Consider the following 17,646-nt stretch of genomic DNA (forward strand, 5'->3'; position numbering starts at 1 on the left):
AAGTTAATTTCGGACAAGTCCTGAGCCATTCCAATAAAATTATTCCCTGGCAAACGGTCACTATACTAACTCCTCACAAATTCACCCTTCGTAATCTTTGAGGATTACCTGGCCAGGGAGCTAACTTGTGAGAAGTCTGTGTTTATTCCTTTTGCCCTCTATTTTCATTCAATCTCTGTATGCAGCTTCTGATCTCATCTCCCACCCGGTAAACACCTCACAAATTCAGCTCCCAAGAGCTATCCCATCGGGATACACCATCACGTTCAAACGCTACTGCCAGTCGGAAACCACGGAATTAAATACTGCAGTTACCCCGCTCTTACTGAACGGCGCTACGGTTAAAACCGTTCCAAAAGAATCAGGTAAGGGAAAAGGCAGGTTACAGATTATTGTCCCAAAGTCAGAACTGGACTTGCTGCAACAATCCTCGAACAGTGGCTCAGAGCAATGGTTCAAAGTGTACGGCTCTTTTGCGGATGATTCCGGATTAACAGAGCCGCAAACCACTTTGAAGGCACTGACTTTTCCTGCCCGAAGTATGTCTCTGCGTGGCATTGTAAAAAGTGAACACGACACTGGAGACATGCTTTATGAAGTCCGGATTCCTATGGATCAGGTAAAAGTATCCGATCCGAAAAGCGACTCATATCAAAACGAATCGCCTGAAGAAATTATCCGCAGAGAACTTGCCTGCCGGGCAGCTGAGCGAGCCAACAAACCCAGCTTTCTTGCCTCCTTCTCTTCAAACACATCACTGGTAACCCAAGACGAAAGTTCATACATTCCACAGGATATGATGGCCTGGATCGTTGGAGGCTCAGGCAGCGTATTCTTCACGCTTAAACAATACAGTGGAGCGGATACCATCCCCTCTTTTCTGCACTCTGTAATTACTGGCACAGGCTCCAGCTATCTTTATTTCAATCGCAATACATCCTATGTTGAACGCATTATCCTGCAGCGAGAACCTGCCAATATCTGGGAAATTGTCCTGCCCCTGATTACATTCGGATACGCTGCGTGGGAGATCATTGACTCCATTGCTGTTGGCAGTACAGCCTTCCTGATACATGGCACAACGATATTTGTCACCTGCTCTACCTTCTGCGCCCTGGGTCGGATACATCTGGTCGCTGATGGACTGATTGTTGAGTTCTCTACTATCTACCTGAACTTCCTGAGGTATCACCCGGCTATAAGAGTCATGTTCGCTGCGTCATTCTTTATCTTCCGATGGGGCATCTTCCCTTACGAGTGGGCAAAGTTTGCGTTGACTGTCTACCGGGGAGAGGCTGAGTACGAGAACAGCGATATTATCAATCCGGTAGTGATTACTTCAGGCGGCATCTTCAACACCCTGAACTTTTATTGGGGAATGTTCATCATCTATCGAATGGCCACCACCTGGTTCAGCGTTAAGAAAGCTCAACCTCATTGATGGCTTTTTAATGAAGGAAAGGCAGGCACAGCTCTCAACCCCGTTTGGACTGAGCCTGTCGAAGTCCAGTGCCACGCCCCTTCGACAAGCCCTTAGCTAACAGCATTCACTGCCAGCTCATCCACCTGGCTGATCAACTTACGAATTTCAGGAATACAAGAACCACAGTTTGTACCCGCTTTCAGAGCCTGACCCACCTCTGCAGGCTCACTGAAACCCTGTTCTTCGATAGCCCGGCAAATGGTTTTCTCACCCACACCAAAACAGGCACAAACCACTTTTCCGCTGTCTTCACCCTGTGGCGGCATTCCGGCCAGCAAGCGCCAGCGATCGGCAAAGGGGATATCTTCTTTTGCGAACGCATCCTGCAACCATACACGATCACTGCCTTGGAGTGATTCACCCACTATCAATATTGCCTGTAGCTGACCCAGTGCAAACCAGGCGCTTCGAGTGCTACCCGTCATGGGATCGGTATAGTCAATTCTTTCCCGGTCTGAACTGATGCACTCGAGTTCACTGGCATCAATGGACTCTCCTGCCAGCTCATAACGGAATCCCTGCTGGAATTTTACTTCCGTGGCGTAGTCAAAATGATCAAAACTCTGTTTCTGTCGGCTGAGCAAAACAGCCTGTTGTTTGACAGAAACCGCTTTTATAGTGGCCGGTGTATGCTTACAGCCGGGCTGCTTTGACCAGGGATCAACGGCAGGCTTGACCAATACACCAATATGACCGGTCTTGCTGTTTTGACGAGTCCAGTGCATCGGTACAAAAAGATTACCTTTACCCACATTCGGTGTGATCAAAACCCGAATCAGTGCCGAGCCAAATGCCGTTGAGACCTGACACAGGTCTTTATCCAGCAAACCTTTTTCTGCAGCATCATCCGGATGCATTTCCAGAAAAGGCTCATCAATATGCTGACTCAATCTGGAAGACAATCCTGTGCGAGTCATAGTGTGCCAATGATCACGAACCCTGCCCGTGTTCAGTAGCAATGGGTAATCAGAATTAGGCTGGTGATAGGATGTTTTAAACTCGGTGGTAACAACCGTTGCCTTACCTGTTTCTGTGAAGAAACCGCCATTGGCAAACAATCTGGTATGAGGTTCTGCTGGTGTTTCTCCAGCCACCAAAGGCCACTGAACAGGGTCCATGGCTTCGTACTCCAGATCCGAGACAGACGCCAGTGCACCAATATTAAAGTCGCGAACGCGACCCTCAGCATTGTTTTCAAAGGCCGACAAAGCCGCATGCTCACGGAAAATATCCGCCGACTTTTGATAACTGAAAGCTTCTCCAAAGCCCAGCCTTTCAGCCACTTTAGAAAGAATCCACCAGTCCGGTCGGGCTTCACCTGAAAGATCAAACAAGGCTCGCTGCCTCGAAATACGTCTTTCCGAGTTAGTAACCGTTCCGTCCTTTTCACTCCAGCCCGCTGCAGGCAGCTTGATATGAGCAAACTCGGAAGTATCTGTATGCTCGATACAGTCAGAAACGACAACGGTTGGGCATTTTTTCAAAGCACTGATCACAGTGTTGGCATCGGGCATACTCACCACTGGATTGGTGCCCATAATCCAGACAAATTTAATCTTGCCTTCGTCCATGTCATTAAACAGCTCAACGGCTGTTTTTCCCGGTTTTCCAGCAATTGATGGTGCATTCCAGAAACGTGCTACACGATCAACGTCTTCCGGATTGGCAAATTCCATATGGGCCGCCAGCTGATTGGCCAGACCACCCACTTCCCTGCCCCCCATGGCATTGGGTTGCCCCGTCAAAGAGAGCGGTCCTGCACCGGGCTTGCCAATTCGGCCAGTAATCAGATGACAGTTAATGATGGCATTGACTTTATCCGTACCGGCAACAGACTGGTTCACGCCCTGAGACCAGGCTGTTACTACTTTCTCAGTCTCGGCAAACCATTGGCAGAATTGCTTAACATCACTCTTGTTAAGGCCACAAACTTTTGCGACTTCCGAAAAGCTGCCTACTTTCTTCGCCGCTTTATAGGCCGAATTAAAGCCTTGAGTGTTTTGCTCAATGTAATCCTGATCAAGCTTGTCCTGCTTATTCAGATAGCTGAACAATTTATTAAACAAGGCGGTATCGGTACCTGACTTCAACGGCAAATGCAGATCAGCTATGTCGCAGGTGTCCGTTTTTCTTGGATCAATGACAACGACTTTCATCTCGGGGCGCTGTTCTTTAGCGGCCCTGATCCTTTGGAAAAGCACAGGGTGACACCAGGCGGTATTGGCTCCGACCAGCACGATCATATCGGCCAGTTCCAGATCCTCATAGCTGCCTGGAACGGTGTCAGTACCAAACGCCCTCTTCTGCCCTGCAACCGTTGAAGCCATGCAGAGTCTGGAATTGGTGTCCATGTTGCTTGAACCAATAAACCCTTTCATCAGTTTATTGGCCACATAGTAATCTTCGGTCAAAAGCTGACCAGAGCCGTACAATGCCACAGCTTCAGGGCCATGTTCTTCAAGGGTGGCTTTCAGTCGGTCTGCTACTTCATCCAGCGCTTTATCCCAGCTGACTCGCTGTTCATCAATGAAGGGGGTTAACAGTCGGCTCTCTAAAGAAACCGTCTCGCCAAGAGCACTGCCCTTGGAACACAACCGACCGAGGTTGGCAGGGTGGTCAGACCGGCCTTCTATATCGACCAGGTGCAGTTCTTTATCCCTGACCGTGGCCTTGATACCACAGCCAACACCGCAATAGGCACAGGTGGTATTGATAACCTGATGATGCTCGTTCATGTTGATATCATTCTTATTATTGCTGATGCCAGCCATGGGCTTACTTCCTATTCATCCGAGCGATTTATTCGAGCTATGCCCGTACTTTCCTAAGGCTCAGCCTTCCAGGTATCTCTTTCCGAAGATCAGTCGGTCTCGGGTATCCGAGATATCCTGCCCTGATTCCATCAGCTCCTGATACCAGAGGCCATCCGATGCGTCCCCATATAACAGAGCCCCCATCAAACGACCTTCTCGAATCACCAGCTTTCGATAGATACCCGTACCTGCAGCGTCGATGACGATCTCTTCATCACCTTCTTCAGGCACAAAACGACCGCTGGAAAACAGATCAACACCGTCCACTTTCAAACTGGTGGGAATAGGGACCGGTTCGAACCTTTCACCGGAAGTGCCGAGCAATCGGTGAACCGCTACTTCTGCATGACCATAGACGGGCGCTACAAGACCAAAAAGATCTGAGTTCAACTGAACACATTCCCCAATAGCCGTAACGGACGGGTCTGAAGTCTGCATCCGGTCGTTGACCAGAATTCCCCTGTCAGATTCAAGATTCGTCTCCTGAATCAACTCGATGTTGGGACGAACCCCCGCTGTCACCACCACCAGAGAAGCTGGCAAACACTCACCGTCCTTCAGTTGCACACCGGTCACTTTTCCGTTTTCGCCGGTATAGAAATCCAGCATGGCATTGCATCGGAACTCAATACCTCTGCTCTCCAGCTCTCCCTGCAACAACTTACCGGCTTTTTCATCCAGCTGACGGGCCATGGGAATCGGCATGGTGTCCACAACGGTCACTTTCATGCCACGACGAGCCAGACCGCTGGCACATTCCAGCCCCAGAAGACCACCGCCAATCACCACTGCCTGAGCATCGGGATTGGATGAAGCCTCCAGCATCAGCTCTACATCTTCAAGATTCCTGAAGGCCATGACCCCTTCAAGATCCGCACCGCTGACCGGAATCCGGTTAGGCAGCGATCCGGTCGCTAACACCAGATGATCGTATTCAAAACTCTGGCCACTGTCGGTCTCAACCTTTTTCAAATCAAGATTCAGGCCACTCACCCGGTATTCACTGCCCGACAGCAGACTGATGTTCTGCTCCTGATACCAGGATTCTGGCTGCAACTGAATACCCGGCAGATCAACACTGCCCGCCAACAGTTTGGATAATTGAATACGGTTGTAACCCGGACACGGCTCTTCCGAAAGCACCGTTACCTGAAACGGCTGACGCTTCTGCTCGATCAGCTTTTCCAGAAAGCGAACCGAGCCCATACCATTTCCGACCACCAGCAGCTTTTTTCTGGACGCCTGCCTGCTGACGGGATCGGCCTGCAATGCCGCTGTCATATCAGGCTGCCTCTACAGTGACCGAAGCCAGTGACACCTGGACTTTCTGATCAACCACTTCAACCGGATAGGCATTCAATGCTACCGTTTCATCTTCCAGGCACTGCCCGGTACTCAATTCAAAATGCTGTTTGTAAATGGGCGATGCCACGACCAGTCGGCCTTCCAGATCACCCACCAGCCCTCTGGAAATAACATTGGCCTCACTGAAAGGATCGTGATTGTCCAATGCATAAATACGGTCGTCTACTTTGAACAGGGCAACCTGAACTCCGTCCACCAGGGCACAAACGCCCAGGTTAGGAATAAGATCACTTTCACTGCAAACGGTGGTCCATTGAATATTAGCTATAGGCATCTGAGCCATGATTAAAGTCTCCTATTCTCTTAATAAGCTATGGTTCGTTCACAGTTGTTTCAGGGCAATTTTTTCGTCGTTGGTGGCCGGGCGAATCTGCTCACGCTCGGTCACAAACACCACATTGCTGTCGCTTTCGTCACTGTTGATAAAGTGATTGAATCGCTTGAGCTTTTCAGGGTCTTCAATGGTGGTTTTCCATTCGCACTGATAAGTGCCTACCAGGTAGGTCATCTCATCTTCCAGCTCCTGACAGATGCCCAGGCTGTCTTCGATAATCACTTCACGCAGGTAATCCAGCCCGCCTTCCAGATTCTCCATCCAGACAGACGTCCGCTGCAGACGATCAGCAGTACGGATGTAAAACATCATGAAACGGTCGATGTATTTCACCAGCGTTTCGTCGTCCAGCTCAGTAGCAAACAGGTCTGCATGGCGTGGTTTCATCCCGCCATTACCACACAGATAAAGGTTCCAGCCTTTTTCTGTAGCGATGACGCCCACATCTTTACTCTGGGCTTCTGCACACTCACGGGTACAACCGGAAACAGCCATCTTCACCTTGTGCGGTGAACGAACACCGCGATAACGATGCTCAACGGCTATGGCCATGCTGACACTGTCCAGTACCCCATAACGACACCAGGTGCTACCGACACAGGATTTTACGGTACGAAGTGATTTACCGTAGGCATGGCCGGTTTCAAAACCTGCATCCACAAGACGCTTCCAAATCTCGGGCAACTGCTCCACCCGGGCACCAAAGAGGTCGATACGCTGACCACCGGTAATCTTGGTATACAGGTTATAGTCCCGGCCTACCTCACCAATAGTGATTAGTTTTTCTGGAGTAATTTCACCGCCCGGCACTCTTGGAACGATGGAATAAGTGCCATCTTTCTGCATATTGCCAAGGAAATAGTCGTTGGTGTCCTGAACCTGAGCGTGTTGATCTTTCAGAACGTACTCGTTCCAGCAAGAAGCCAGAACGGAACCGATGGTCGGCTTACAGATATCACAGCCACGGCCTTTACCGTGTTTTTCCAACACTTCATTAAACGACTTGAGTTCACCTACACGAACCAGGTGATATAGCTCCTGTCTGGAGTGAGGGAAGTGTTCACAGATATCTTTCTTAACTTCTACACCCAGCTCGGTCAGCTCATGATCCAGCACTTGCTTGACCAGAGCCGTACAACCGCCGCAACCGGTACCGGCGCTGGTTTCGGCTTTCAAAGCGCCCATATCCATGCAACCACCGGCCACCGCATTGACCAGATCACCCTTGCTGACGTCATAGCAGGAACAGATTTGAGCGGTTTCAGGTAATGCAGCAACACCCAGCCCGGTGGCTGAAGAACCATCGGTCTGAGGCAGAATCAGTTCGGCAGGATTTTCTGGCGGGCGCATGTCGTTCAACATCATCTGCAGGAGGCTGCCATACTCTTCAGCCTCCCCAACCAGCACGGCACCCAATACTTTTTTCTTGTTCTTGGAAACCACCAGCTTTTTGTAGACTTCTTTCTCTTCATCAATCAGCTGATAGCTCAGGCAGCCTTCAGTGTTTCCGTGAGCATCACCAATACTGGCCACATCAACACCCATCAGCTTCAGCTTGGTGCTCATATCGGCACCGGTAAACTGGTTGCCACCCTGGCCTGTTAACTGATCAACGACCACCTGCCCCATTTGATAACCCGGAGCCACCAGTCCAAAGATTTTGCCATCCCAAAGGGCACACTCACCAATGGCATAGATGTTTTTATCGGATGTACGACAGTCGTTATCAATGACAATACCGCCACGTTCGCCCATTTCCAGGCCAGAACTCTTGGCCAGCTCATCACGGGGACGGATACCTGCAGAAAACAGGACAATATCGGTATTGAGGACTTCACCGTCGGCAAACTGCATTTGGTGAACAGCACCTTCGCCATCAACAATCTGCTTGGTATTTTTCGAGGTGTGAATACTGACACCAAGACCTTCAATTTTGCGTCTCAGCATGGCACCGCCACCGTCATCGACCTGAACAGCCATCAGGCGTGGGGCAAACTCTACAACATGGGTTTCCAGCCCCAGATCTTTCAGTGCCTTGGCGGCTTCCAACCCCAGCAGACCACCACCCACAACCGCACCTACTTTACTGTTGCGTGCAGCTTCTTTAATGGCTTCCAGATCTTCAATGGTGCGATAGACAAAACAGTTCTCCCGCTCATGACCCGGAACCGGTGGAACAAAAGGATAAGAGCCCGTAGCCAGTACCAGCTGGTCATAGGCCTGGATGGAACCGCTGGCGGTTTCAACTTTGCAGGACTCTCTGTCTATATTGACGATGGCTTCATCCAGAACCAGGTTGATGCCTTCCTGGTCATAAAAGCCTTCGCTGACCATGGACAGATCGTCCGCGCTGCGACCGCTGAAGAACTCACTGAGATGAACCCGGTCGTAAGCAGGGCGAACTTCCTCACCAAACACCACCACGTCGTAACGCTCAAGGCCACCGGCATCCACCAGTTTTTCCAGAAAGCGGTGACCTACCATGCCGTTTCCGACCACTACCAGTGTTTCTTTCCTGCTCATCTCGGACATCCCCTTCAGTGTGGAGCTTAAGCCGCTGCAACTGCTTCCTCTATACAGCGATCCTCTCCACTCAAGATTTTTTCTTTTTTTACCTGCCGCTCCTTATGCAACTGTCGTGCCCACTTTCAAACCCCTATTAATTCAGGGGCTTTTATTAAGCCAATTAAGGCGAGCGCACAAAAATGATGCACAAAAGAAACAATCCATAGACGACAAGCACCTTTTTGGTGAGTAATTGCATAAATCGAGACTATTTCTCAGGAAAGGTCTGGGCTACACCTCCAAAAATCAGGCTTTTCGGTATAGAAACAGAATAAATATGCAGATCAAATCAGTGCATTCGCCATGTTGGCCTGATGTTTGCCTATGGGTAGCTCGGAAGAAAAAAACAGCTCAAAGAAGAATTAGCACAAGCAAGGAGTTTGTATGAGCAATCCCGATTCATTCAATTTGTTTTCCTTTACCGGGAAAACAAAAATTCTACACCTTAGCTGGATTGCCTTCTTTATCAGCTTTGTGGTCTGGTTTAACCATGCTCCCCTGGCTCTGGCCATTTCAAAATCTCTTGGACTGACCCGTGAAGAATTAAAAACGCTGCTGATTCTTAACGTAGCGCTGACCATTCCAGCCCGTGTCATTATCGGCATGCTGACCGATGTTTATGGCCCCAGAAAAATCTATTCCGGTCTGTTGGCCGTCTGCAGTATTCCCTGCTTTATGTACGCCATGGCTGATGACTTCACCCAGGCGGCAATTGCCCGCTTTATGCTGGGTACGATTGGTGCAGGCTTTGTAGTCGGTATCCGTCTGGTATCGGAATGGTTCCCGGCTCGTCAGCTGGGTACTGCTGAAGGTATCTACGGTGGCTGGGGTAACTTTGGTTCGGCAGCTGCGGCCATGTCTCTGCCGACTATTGCCCTGCTCTTTGGCGGTGAAGACGGCTGGCGTTATGCCATCGGCATGACCGGTGTGATCTCCCTGCTGTTCAGTGTTGTCTTCTACATGAACGTCACTGACACACCTAAAGGCTCTACCTACTTCCGTCCAAAAAATGTTGGCGCTATGGAAGTGACCAGCAAAGGCGACTTTGCCCTGCTGTTGATCATGAAGATCCCGATGTATGCGGCGCTGGCTCTGCTGACCTGGAAGCTATCTCCCAATGGTGTTGCCATGCTGAGTGGCGAAATTTCCAATGCGATCTACGTGGTACTGGCGGCTATCTACCTGTTTGATTCCTGGAAAGTGTGGCAGGTTAACAAGCACATTTTCTCTGAACCTGTACCAGCGATTCACCAGTATCAGTTCAAACAGGTAGCGGTTCTTAACGTGCTTTACTTCGCTACCTTCGGTTCTGAGCTGGCCGTAGTTTCCATGCTGCCCCTGTTCTTCGCAGATACTTTTGAACTGGACCCTGTAATGGCCGGTCTGGTGGCATCTGCTTACGCCTTCATGAACCTGATGTCCCGTCCGGGCGGTGGATTACTGAGTGACAAGTTTGGCCGTAAGATCACCCTGCTGGTACTGACTGCAGGTCTGGCGGTTGGTTACTACGTAATGAGCATCATTGATTCCAGCTGGCCTCTGATTCTGGCTGTGGTTGCAGCGATGGCATGCTCTTTCTTTGTACAGGCTGGTGAAGGTGCAGTGTTTGCTGCGGTACCACTGATCAAGCGTCGCCTGACAGGCCAGATTGCCGGTATGACTGGAGCTTACGGTAATGTAGGTGCAGTCTTCTACCTGACCGTTCTGTCCATGGTGGACTACTCCACATTCTTCATGGTGATTGCGGGCACTGCGGTACTGGGCTTCTTCACCCTGTTCCTGATGGAAGAACCTAAAGGTCAGATTGCTGAAGTGATGCCTGATGGCAGTGTGACCATGATTGATGTGACTTAAATAAAACTTTCGATTCAGTGGCTCCCTGAGAGCCACTGAAACAAAGCAAAGTACTCAAGGCACACCACTCCAGCAACTCGCCCAATCAAGATTCATGAACTTTCTGGTGATAATAAAGTCAATGTATTACATTGTATATATAACATTAATCAGAGGAATTCATTATGCCCATGATTATGAAGCCAGTTCGTTTTGAAGAAAAATCTCTGGACAGGCTGGACAAACTTGCCGCTATTGAGGACCGTGATGCGTCATATCTCATTCGCGCTGCTGTTGATGCCATGCTGGATGCCCATGAATGGCAGGTTCAGGACTCTCTGGACACCTTGCAGAAAATTGACTCAGGAGAGATGGAGCTGGTCAGCCACGAAGATGTGAAAAAGCGTTTTCAGGCCAAGAGGACTAAGAATTGATCAAGTGGTCGAAGAAAGCAGAAGCTCAGCTTGAGAAACATTATGAGCTAATGCGGTTAAGAGAATACCAAGACCCTGATGCTGTTATAGATCGTATTTTTGAAGCTATAGAACACCTGGTGTTGAATCCAAAAATGGGTAAGGAACTCGTGGGCGGTCTTTATAAGTTGACCATTAAAAACCCGCAATATGTTGTGTTCTATACGGCAGGAAAAGACATCAGAATCACCGGTATCTACCACCATAGTCAGAATCGTCCCCTTCTATAAGTACGTCAGCGCCTCCTGAAAACTTGGCTACCTCCGCTATTGAGCATGTGTTATCTGCCTGTAAAAAAGAAAAAAAGACTATGAAGCAGTTAAGAATCACCACAGCCGGAGCCAGCAGTGCCGGTATCAAGGAAGAAAACCAGGACGCCTGGGTAGCGGAAGTACCTGCTCAATCCAGCGTAATGACTCATAAAGGTGCAGTACTGGCCCTGGCTGATGGTGTCAGCGCCTGCACAGAAGCCCGCCGGGCCAGTCATACCAGTATTTCCAGCTTTACTTCCGACTATTACAGCACCCCTGATTCCTGGACAGCCCGACACTCTGCCGCCAAGATTCTCAGCGCCCTGAACCGCTGGCTTTACCAGCAGGGTCATACCGATCCAAGGGATCAGGGCAGCTGGTGCACCACCTTTACCGCCATGATTCTGAAGTCGGCAACCGTACATCTTGTGCATACCGGTGACTCCAGAGCCTGGCGACTGAGAAACGGTGAACTGGAATGTCTGACTCGTGATCACACCGCCATCATGGGTGGACGATATTATCTGGGTAAAGCTCTGGGAATGTCCCCGGATGTTGAAGTGGATTACCGCTCAGAAGCGCTGGATACCGGTGACATCCTGTTGCTGACAACCGATGGCATACACGACTTTCTATCCCAGGATGATCTGATCGAGAGTTTCTCCCAATCAGACTCTCTGGACGAAGTAGCCCAAAGCCTGGTTGAAAAAGCCCTGAAACAGGGCAGTAATGACAATCTGACCTGTGTCGTATGCAGAGTGGACGAAGTGCCCGCAGGCGATCAAGCAGAAAACCTGCAAAGACTAGCGGAACTCAGGCTACCACCAGACCTTTACCCCGGCCAGATACTGGACGGCTACCGTATTCTTGAAGCGCTTCATGCCAGCAAGCGCAGTCAGTTGTATCTTGCAGAAGATACACAGTCAGAAGGTGACTCCCCGAATCATGTAGTCATCAAGACACCTTCCATCAATTTTGAGGATGACCCTGATTATCTTGAAGGGTTTATGCGGGAAGAGTGGATAGGAAGAAGAGTCCAGCACCCTTCTGTGATGAAAGTGTTTGCTCCAAAACCAGGCAGACAGTTTCTGTACCACACCTGTGAATACATTCGCGGGCAAACCCTGCGCAGTTGGATGCAGGACAACCCTAAACCTTCATTGACCGAAGTCAGGGGCATCGTCCAACAGATCATTACCGCTATTCGTGGATTACACCGGCTGCAGATTCTGCATCAGGACCTGAAACCGGAAAACCTGATGTTTGACCAGGAAGGTCGCCTGAAACTGATTGATTTTGGTTCTGCCAGAGTGGCGGGGGATAGAGAAAGTCAGCAGGGTTCTCAAACGGAACTGCCTCAAGGCACCAAAAATTACACAGCCCCCGAATACTTCCTGGATGGCAACATTGATGAGCGAGCAGACCAGTTTGCCATTGGCGTGATGGCTTATGAGTTGCTGACAGGAGAATTGCCCTACCCGGAACATTCAGGCAGCAGCATCAGGGTGCGGCATTATCAACATATGAAGTACAGACCTGCCAATCAGTCTGACTCCTCGATCCCATCTTGGATTGACTCGGCACTGGCAAAAGCAGTGGCTGCAGACCCGGCAAAACGCTACCCGGCCCTGTCTGAATTTTTGCAGGACCTGAAGCAACCCAACAGTTCATTCCAGAGTCGCAGTTTTCAGCCATTGATTGAAAGAAACCCTGTCCTGACCTGGCAGTTGATAGCGCTGTTACTCTTGATTATCAACCTGATCCAGTATTCAGGTATCTGAGTCAGTCACTAAAATGACACCCAGCCAAGCATACAATGAGGTGATTCATGCACCTATGACCAGCCGCAAAGCCAGATCCAGCAGTACTTCTGGTCAATTTTTAGCAGAACACTGACAGCTACCTTTTCCGGCGAGATACAGGTACTATGTCGCTCAATAGAAATGTTTGATCCATTTCAAAAACAGGATGTTAATGAGCTCAGGGACATCAGCTCGTGGGAACTTCACTTCAGCCCAAGTCTATGGGCGGTAGCGTGTCTGGTTATATCTTAATTTGTGTTTTTTTGTACAAAGCTACGGAAATTGGCTCGTAGAAGCATGTTCTAACTAATCGTTCTAACTTTTTGATTTTGAATCAGAACATGTTCAAAAAATAATCGGACGAATGTTGAGCGACAAATATACGAATTATGAAATGCTACTGCCTAACTAATGATCAATCTGAAGTATTTGACAGCAGAGACCTGGGAGTCATAAGGACTGCTGAAAGTTTTGTTACTCACAGATAGTTTGCTATGCGAAACTGAGTCGTATAAGTAAGCTGTTAGTTGAAGGAGATACATGGATAACATTTCAGTAATAACAAACATCGTTTTAGCATCATTGACGGCTATTTATGTATGGCTTACGCATAGGATGCTGAAAGCAGCAAAAGCAGGAAATCAATTAGGGAACCTGCGAATAACCTCTAATTTGCCTCCCTTCTTGAATCGAGTTCGAAATAGGACTGAAATCAGAGGTCAAAACCCCTTATTTGTATAATATTCAGCCACTTTCGTGGCTTCAGGGCGGACTAACCCTGTGCTCGGATCATTTGATCCAGTCGAACAATATTCGCCAGGGCAAATAAAGTAGACAGTTTATTGTCATTCTTCTTCAAACCTCGATACCTGGCTTTTATAAATCCAAATTGACACTTAATGATTCTGAAGGGGTGTTCGACTGCTGCTCTCAGACTGGCCTTGGTAAATTCCAGTTTGATGGGCACCTTATTTTTTCGGGGATGCTTCTTCAGCTCTTTCACGATGCTGGGCTTTTCAGCTATGAACCACTCAGCTTCACAGGACTCCAATTCTTTCCGATTCTCGGCCCCGCGATAGCCAGCATCTGCAAAGATAAATTGCTCATCACCGTGCAGCAGCTGTCCTGCCTGATTCAGGTCATGTTCGTTAGCTGGAGTGGTCGTCAAGCTGTGTGTAAAACCTGTTCTTGCATCAACACCTATATGGGCTTTCATGCCAAAGTGCCATTGGTTGCCTTTCTTGGTTTGATGCATATCCGGATCTCTTTGACGGGCATTATTCTTGGTAGACGTCGGCGCTTCAATAATAGTGGCATCAACCAAAGTACCTTCCTTGAGAATAATACCCGCATCGGTTAACCAGCCATTGATCTCCTGAAAAATAGCTCGACCCAGATGATGTTTTTCCAAAAGATGGCGAAAGTTCATGATCGTTGTGCGATCGGGTATAGGTTTGTCCAGAGTTAATCGGGCAAACAATCTCATGGAAGCTATTTCATACAATCCGTCTTCCATACCTTCATCACTGAGGTTATACCATTGCTGGAGACAGTGAATTCGCAGCATAGAGGGTAGAGGATAAGGAGGTCTTCCGTTGCCACGCTTAGGGTAATAGGGCTCGATTACGGCCTCTAAGCGTTTCCATGGAATCAGAACCTCCATTCTTTCAAGAAAAATTTCCCTACGAGTTCTGCGTCGCTTCTGGCTGAATTCACTGTCGGAAAAAGAGAGTTGTTGGTCCATGACTACCTCTGATCAAGCTGCTGAGATTATTATCTCATGATCAGGGACTTATTCGCAGGTTCCTTAGCACAGGTATTTTGCCTGAACAGCACAGAGGGCGCTCCTTTCAGTTCACTTCCTCATGTTTTTTCAGATTGTTAAGCGGGACTTAAGGCTATTTTGCTTGGTTTAGCGAATTCATGGTTTTATTAGACGATGGGATAGTAACGCTTTTTCAGTTCGTTCAAAAGCTCAAAGAGACCTTTTAGGAGAAAGGTTATGACTCTATGACGCCAGCGAATACATCGCCAGCAGCAGCTTGCTTATCGTGTTTTATAAACTAATCTGATTGCGTTGATTAAGTATCAAAAAGCAAGGGCATGAGAGTAGGCGGTGAATAAATTTAGGCTTAGTAAACAAGTATTCATGTCATTCTGCTGGCTTTCAGTGTTTGCTATTTCTGTTTTTACTGTCCCATTTTTTGTCGAAGCTTCTGATGAGAGTGTTGATGATTCTAACGATAGGGGGTGCTTATATCGATCGGGTGATAATGCACAGCAAGCCTTTGACTATTTTAAAGAAAACACCCACTTTCTTTCCCTAACCCATTCAAACGAAGGCCTCTGTCTGGGCTTGGCCTGTGCCTGGCTTCAGGCGGTTCTTGATCAGCCGGATTCTCGCTCGCGGCTCAAGCTGCGATTAGAGACTTGCAGCCGGAATTCAAAACAAGGCTGGCGTTATCAGGGTCAGTATTACAACAGCCTTCAAGAAGAACTTCAGGCAGCGCAGCAACGTTATGATGCCTATCGAACGGCATACGCCTCGCCAGACAACCCTGAAACACTGAAGCGTTTTTCAGAAATCGATGCAGAATCCGCCGAGCGGGTAGAAACCAAAGTCTGGGTTCAGTGGCTCTATCGTGAGCAGCAACGTCAGCAGGGGTGTTCGGCTAAAGTCACTGAAAGCGATAAAGCTCTGCCAAGACTCACCATGACCCAAGCTTGGCCTGTGGTCACCACTCGCGCCAGCACTGTGGAGCTGCTCAGAACACTTCGGAACCAGCCAGCTCCAGCCCATTATCTGCTGTCGTCAGGAAAGCATGCTCTGGCTCTGACCGTCGAGAAAGATCGACTCATTCTCTTTGACCAGAATGCTCCCTGCTACATCCATGAAACTCTCCCGGACAATAGCGACATTCTGGCCAGTGAACTCTTTGATGCCTTGGCTATCCAGCCCGACTGCAGTACCGCTATTGACCACAATGGCTCTGTGATTCGTTGCGGAACACTGTCAGCTGTTCAACCCGTTTCATCCTCTATCAGCTGGGAAGCGATAGAACCCATCATAGAAAACCTGATGAACAACCGGGTGGCCGTATGGACGCTTCAAGCGGTTCTACCAGAGAATGTCAGCGAGGAACGAAAGACAGAAGCTGACTGGCGAACAGAATGGCTGGTGGAAAACCTGTCAAAACGCTTTCCAGTGCCTGCCAACACCCTTGATGCTGACGGCTACAGTCGCCTGCATCTGGCCAGTCGATTAGGTAATCTGGAGAGTGTCGAGACGTTGCTGGTAGAGGGTGAAGACCCCGCTTTTCAATCACCTGAGGGGCTGACAGCGTTTGACTTGGCGTGTCATCATTACCCCGATATAGCCAAGCGTTTGCAACAGGCATTGCAACAACAGGGCATACAGCCTGTCTGCACCCCGGATAAAACCGGCACTTTTCATCCCCAACTTCATAAACCATGGAGACCTGCCCAGGCTCCCCTGCCTGATGATCTGGTGCAGGCTCACCGTGAAATCATGCAAAACCGACTTCCCGGAAGCTCTGTAACCGTTCAGGGGGCAACCACTATCCGGCCGTTACAGGATCATTGCCCGGTTGGAGGTTGTAGCCAGGCTGGAAGCAGTTGGGAAGACTTTAAGTTCCGCAAGGCGCTGGGCACCATAGGGCGTGGAGAAGATCCAGTATCCCGATTTGTGGATCGGATAGAGCAGGTTCATGATGATATTGTAGGGTTTGTGACGGATCACCACCCAACCCTGTCAGCCATCATGATCACTTCAAGAGAAGTGCAGGGGAAACTTGTCGCTGAGCAGGTTGATTTGCTAGACAGAGCCACTGGAAGGGTCATCAGCCAAAGCTGGAGCAACCTTGACCAGAACCTTAAGGATGAATTTAATGGGTTGCTGAAGGTTGCGGCGGTTATGCCGGGCGGGAAGCCTATTAAGAGTGTGACTTCTAATATTAATCCAAAAAATTTGATTGGAAGACAAACTCCTGCTGAGATGTCAGAATCAAAAGTGAACAGTATTAGAAAAAAATATAGGAAGGCAGAAGGGTATAACCAGATACCTATCGATGTTGCAGAAGTTGATGGCGGTCAAAAGATTATTCTGGATGGGCATCATCGTTGGCAGGCTGCAATTCGAGAGAAACTAGATGAAGTACCTATAAAAATTCATAAAGTAAGCAAAGAACAAGCAGATGGACTGCTAAAGGAAGCAGCGGAGGCCAAACTTTATGAAGACCATTGATATGATAAGAAAATTTATTTGCCTTCAGTCTGGACTCATGTCTGAATTTAGACGTCAGTTTCCTGATTGTCAGGATTACAGATTCCTATTGGACTTTCCCAAAAAAGGTCATATAAATTATGGTGGATATGAATGGTCATTCATTAAACATGGCGCAGGGCTCTTGTTTGTGAATCAATCAAATCATCAAGAGATAGATATTAACAGAAGTGCTTCAAATCCGATTTTTTTTGATATTCAAAGAATAAAGCAATATTTTGAATCTCAAAAAATGTGTTCAAACTGTATTGAAGACGATATTTACGCAGCTATAGAAGAAGGAAAAGTCATAGAGATTGATCATGAATATAAATTACTCAAACTAAAATAAGTCTTAACTGCATTGTGAATCATGAAAAGCGATTAGCTTTGCTCGATAGGGTAACGGGAAAGATAGTTCCAGAGCTGGAGCAGCCTTAACCAG

12 protein-coding genes are annotated in these 17,646 nt (G+C 48.5%); 7 read left to right on the plus strand and 5 right to left on the minus strand.

Annotation, left to right across the window (positions count from 1 at the left end; genetic code table 11):
• Positions 1–127: 127 nt before the first annotated feature.
• Positions 128–1,441 (plus strand): TLC domain-containing protein, encoded by a 1,314-nt coding sequence (locus tag WG89_RS13115; protein WP_153301581.1) that lies wholly within the window; start codon positions 128–130, stop codon positions 1,439–1,441.
• A 92-nt stretch (positions 1,442–1,533) separates the two neighbouring features.
• Here the strand turns inward: WG89_RS13115 and WG89_RS13120 are convergent, their stop codons facing one another.
• Genes WG89_RS13120 through nirB form a run of 4 tightly spaced genes read right to left on the minus strand, consistent with a single transcriptional unit; the run spans position 1,534 to position 8,518 of the window.
• On the minus strand, positions 1,534–4,254 hold the full coding sequence (locus WG89_RS13120) for a nitrate reductase (protein WP_245662917.1): 2,721 nt from the start codon (positions 4,252–4,254) through the stop codon (positions 1,534–1,536).
• A 60-nt stretch (positions 4,255–4,314) separates the two neighbouring features.
• Positions 4,315–5,577 (minus strand): NAD(P)/FAD-dependent oxidoreductase, encoded by a 1,263-nt coding sequence (locus WG89_RS13125; RefSeq protein WP_062266789.1) that lies wholly within the window; start codon positions 5,575–5,577, stop codon positions 4,315–4,317.
• Position 5,578: 1 nt separating this feature from the next.
• Positions 5,579–5,944: a nitrite reductase small subunit NirD gene (gene nirD / locus WG89_RS13130; RefSeq protein WP_062266790.1), complete on the minus strand. Its 366-nt coding sequence runs from the start codon at positions 5,942–5,944 to the stop codon at positions 5,579–5,581.
• Positions 5,945–5,983: 39 nt separating this feature from the next.
• A complete protein-coding gene (nirB, locus tag WG89_RS13135) occupies positions 5,984–8,518 on the minus strand; it encodes a nitrite reductase large subunit NirB (protein WP_062266791.1) in 2,535 nt (844 codons plus the stop codon).
• A 426-nt stretch (positions 8,519–8,944) separates the two neighbouring features.
• On the opposite strand from nirB, the gene WG89_RS13140 reads away from it, so the two are divergent.
• The 4 genes from WG89_RS13140 to WG89_RS13155 all read left to right on the plus strand — a co-directional run bounded on the left by WG89_RS13140 (position 8,945) and on the right by WG89_RS13155 (position 12,898).
• On the plus strand, positions 8,945–10,414 hold the full coding sequence (locus WG89_RS13140) for a NarK family nitrate/nitrite MFS transporter (RefSeq protein WP_062266793.1): 1,470 nt from the start codon (positions 8,945–8,947) through the stop codon (positions 10,412–10,414).
• Positions 10,415–10,584: 170 nt separating this feature from the next.
• On the plus strand, positions 10,585–10,827 hold the full coding sequence (locus WG89_RS13145) for a CopG family ribbon-helix-helix protein (protein WP_153301582.1): 243 nt from the start codon (positions 10,585–10,587) through the stop codon (positions 10,825–10,827).
• A complete protein-coding gene (locus tag WG89_RS13150; RefSeq protein WP_062266796.1) occupies positions 10,824–11,096 on the plus strand; it encodes a type II toxin-antitoxin system RelE/ParE family toxin in 273 nt (90 codons plus the stop codon). The genes WG89_RS13145 and WG89_RS13150 overlap by 4 nt, the downstream gene beginning before the upstream one ends.
• Before the next feature lie 80 nt (positions 11,097–11,176).
• Positions 11,177–12,898 (plus strand): bifunctional protein-serine/threonine kinase/phosphatase, encoded by a 1,722-nt coding sequence (locus WG89_RS13155; protein WP_153301583.1) that lies wholly within the window; start codon positions 11,177–11,179, stop codon positions 12,896–12,898.
• Between the two features lie 793 nt (positions 12,899–13,691).
• On the opposite strand, the gene WG89_RS13160 is transcribed toward WG89_RS13155, so the two are convergent.
• On the minus strand, positions 13,692–14,663 hold the full coding sequence (locus tag WG89_RS13160; RefSeq protein ID WP_062266803.1) for an IS5 family transposase: 972 nt from the start codon (positions 14,661–14,663) through the stop codon (positions 13,692–13,694).
• Between the two features lie 405 nt (positions 14,664–15,068).
• On the opposite strand from WG89_RS13160, the gene WG89_RS13165 reads away from it, so the two are divergent.
• Positions 15,069–17,183: a ParB N-terminal domain-containing protein gene (locus WG89_RS13165; RefSeq protein WP_062266805.1), complete on the plus strand. Its 2,115-nt coding sequence runs from the start codon at positions 15,069–15,071 to the stop codon at positions 17,181–17,183.
• Positions 17,170–17,553, plus strand: a complete 384-nt coding sequence (locus WG89_RS13170; RefSeq protein WP_062266807.1) for a DUF6896 domain-containing protein — start codon at positions 17,170–17,172, stop codon at positions 17,551–17,553. The genes WG89_RS13165 and WG89_RS13170 overlap by 14 nt, the downstream gene beginning before the upstream one ends.
• Positions 17,554–17,646 lie beyond the last annotated feature (93 nt).

This window comes from Endozoicomonas arenosclerae, from assembly GCF_001562015.1.
GTDB classification, from domain to species: Bacteria; Pseudomonadota; Gammaproteobacteria; order Pseudomonadales; family Endozoicomonadaceae; genus Endozoicomonas_A; species Endozoicomonas_A arenosclerae.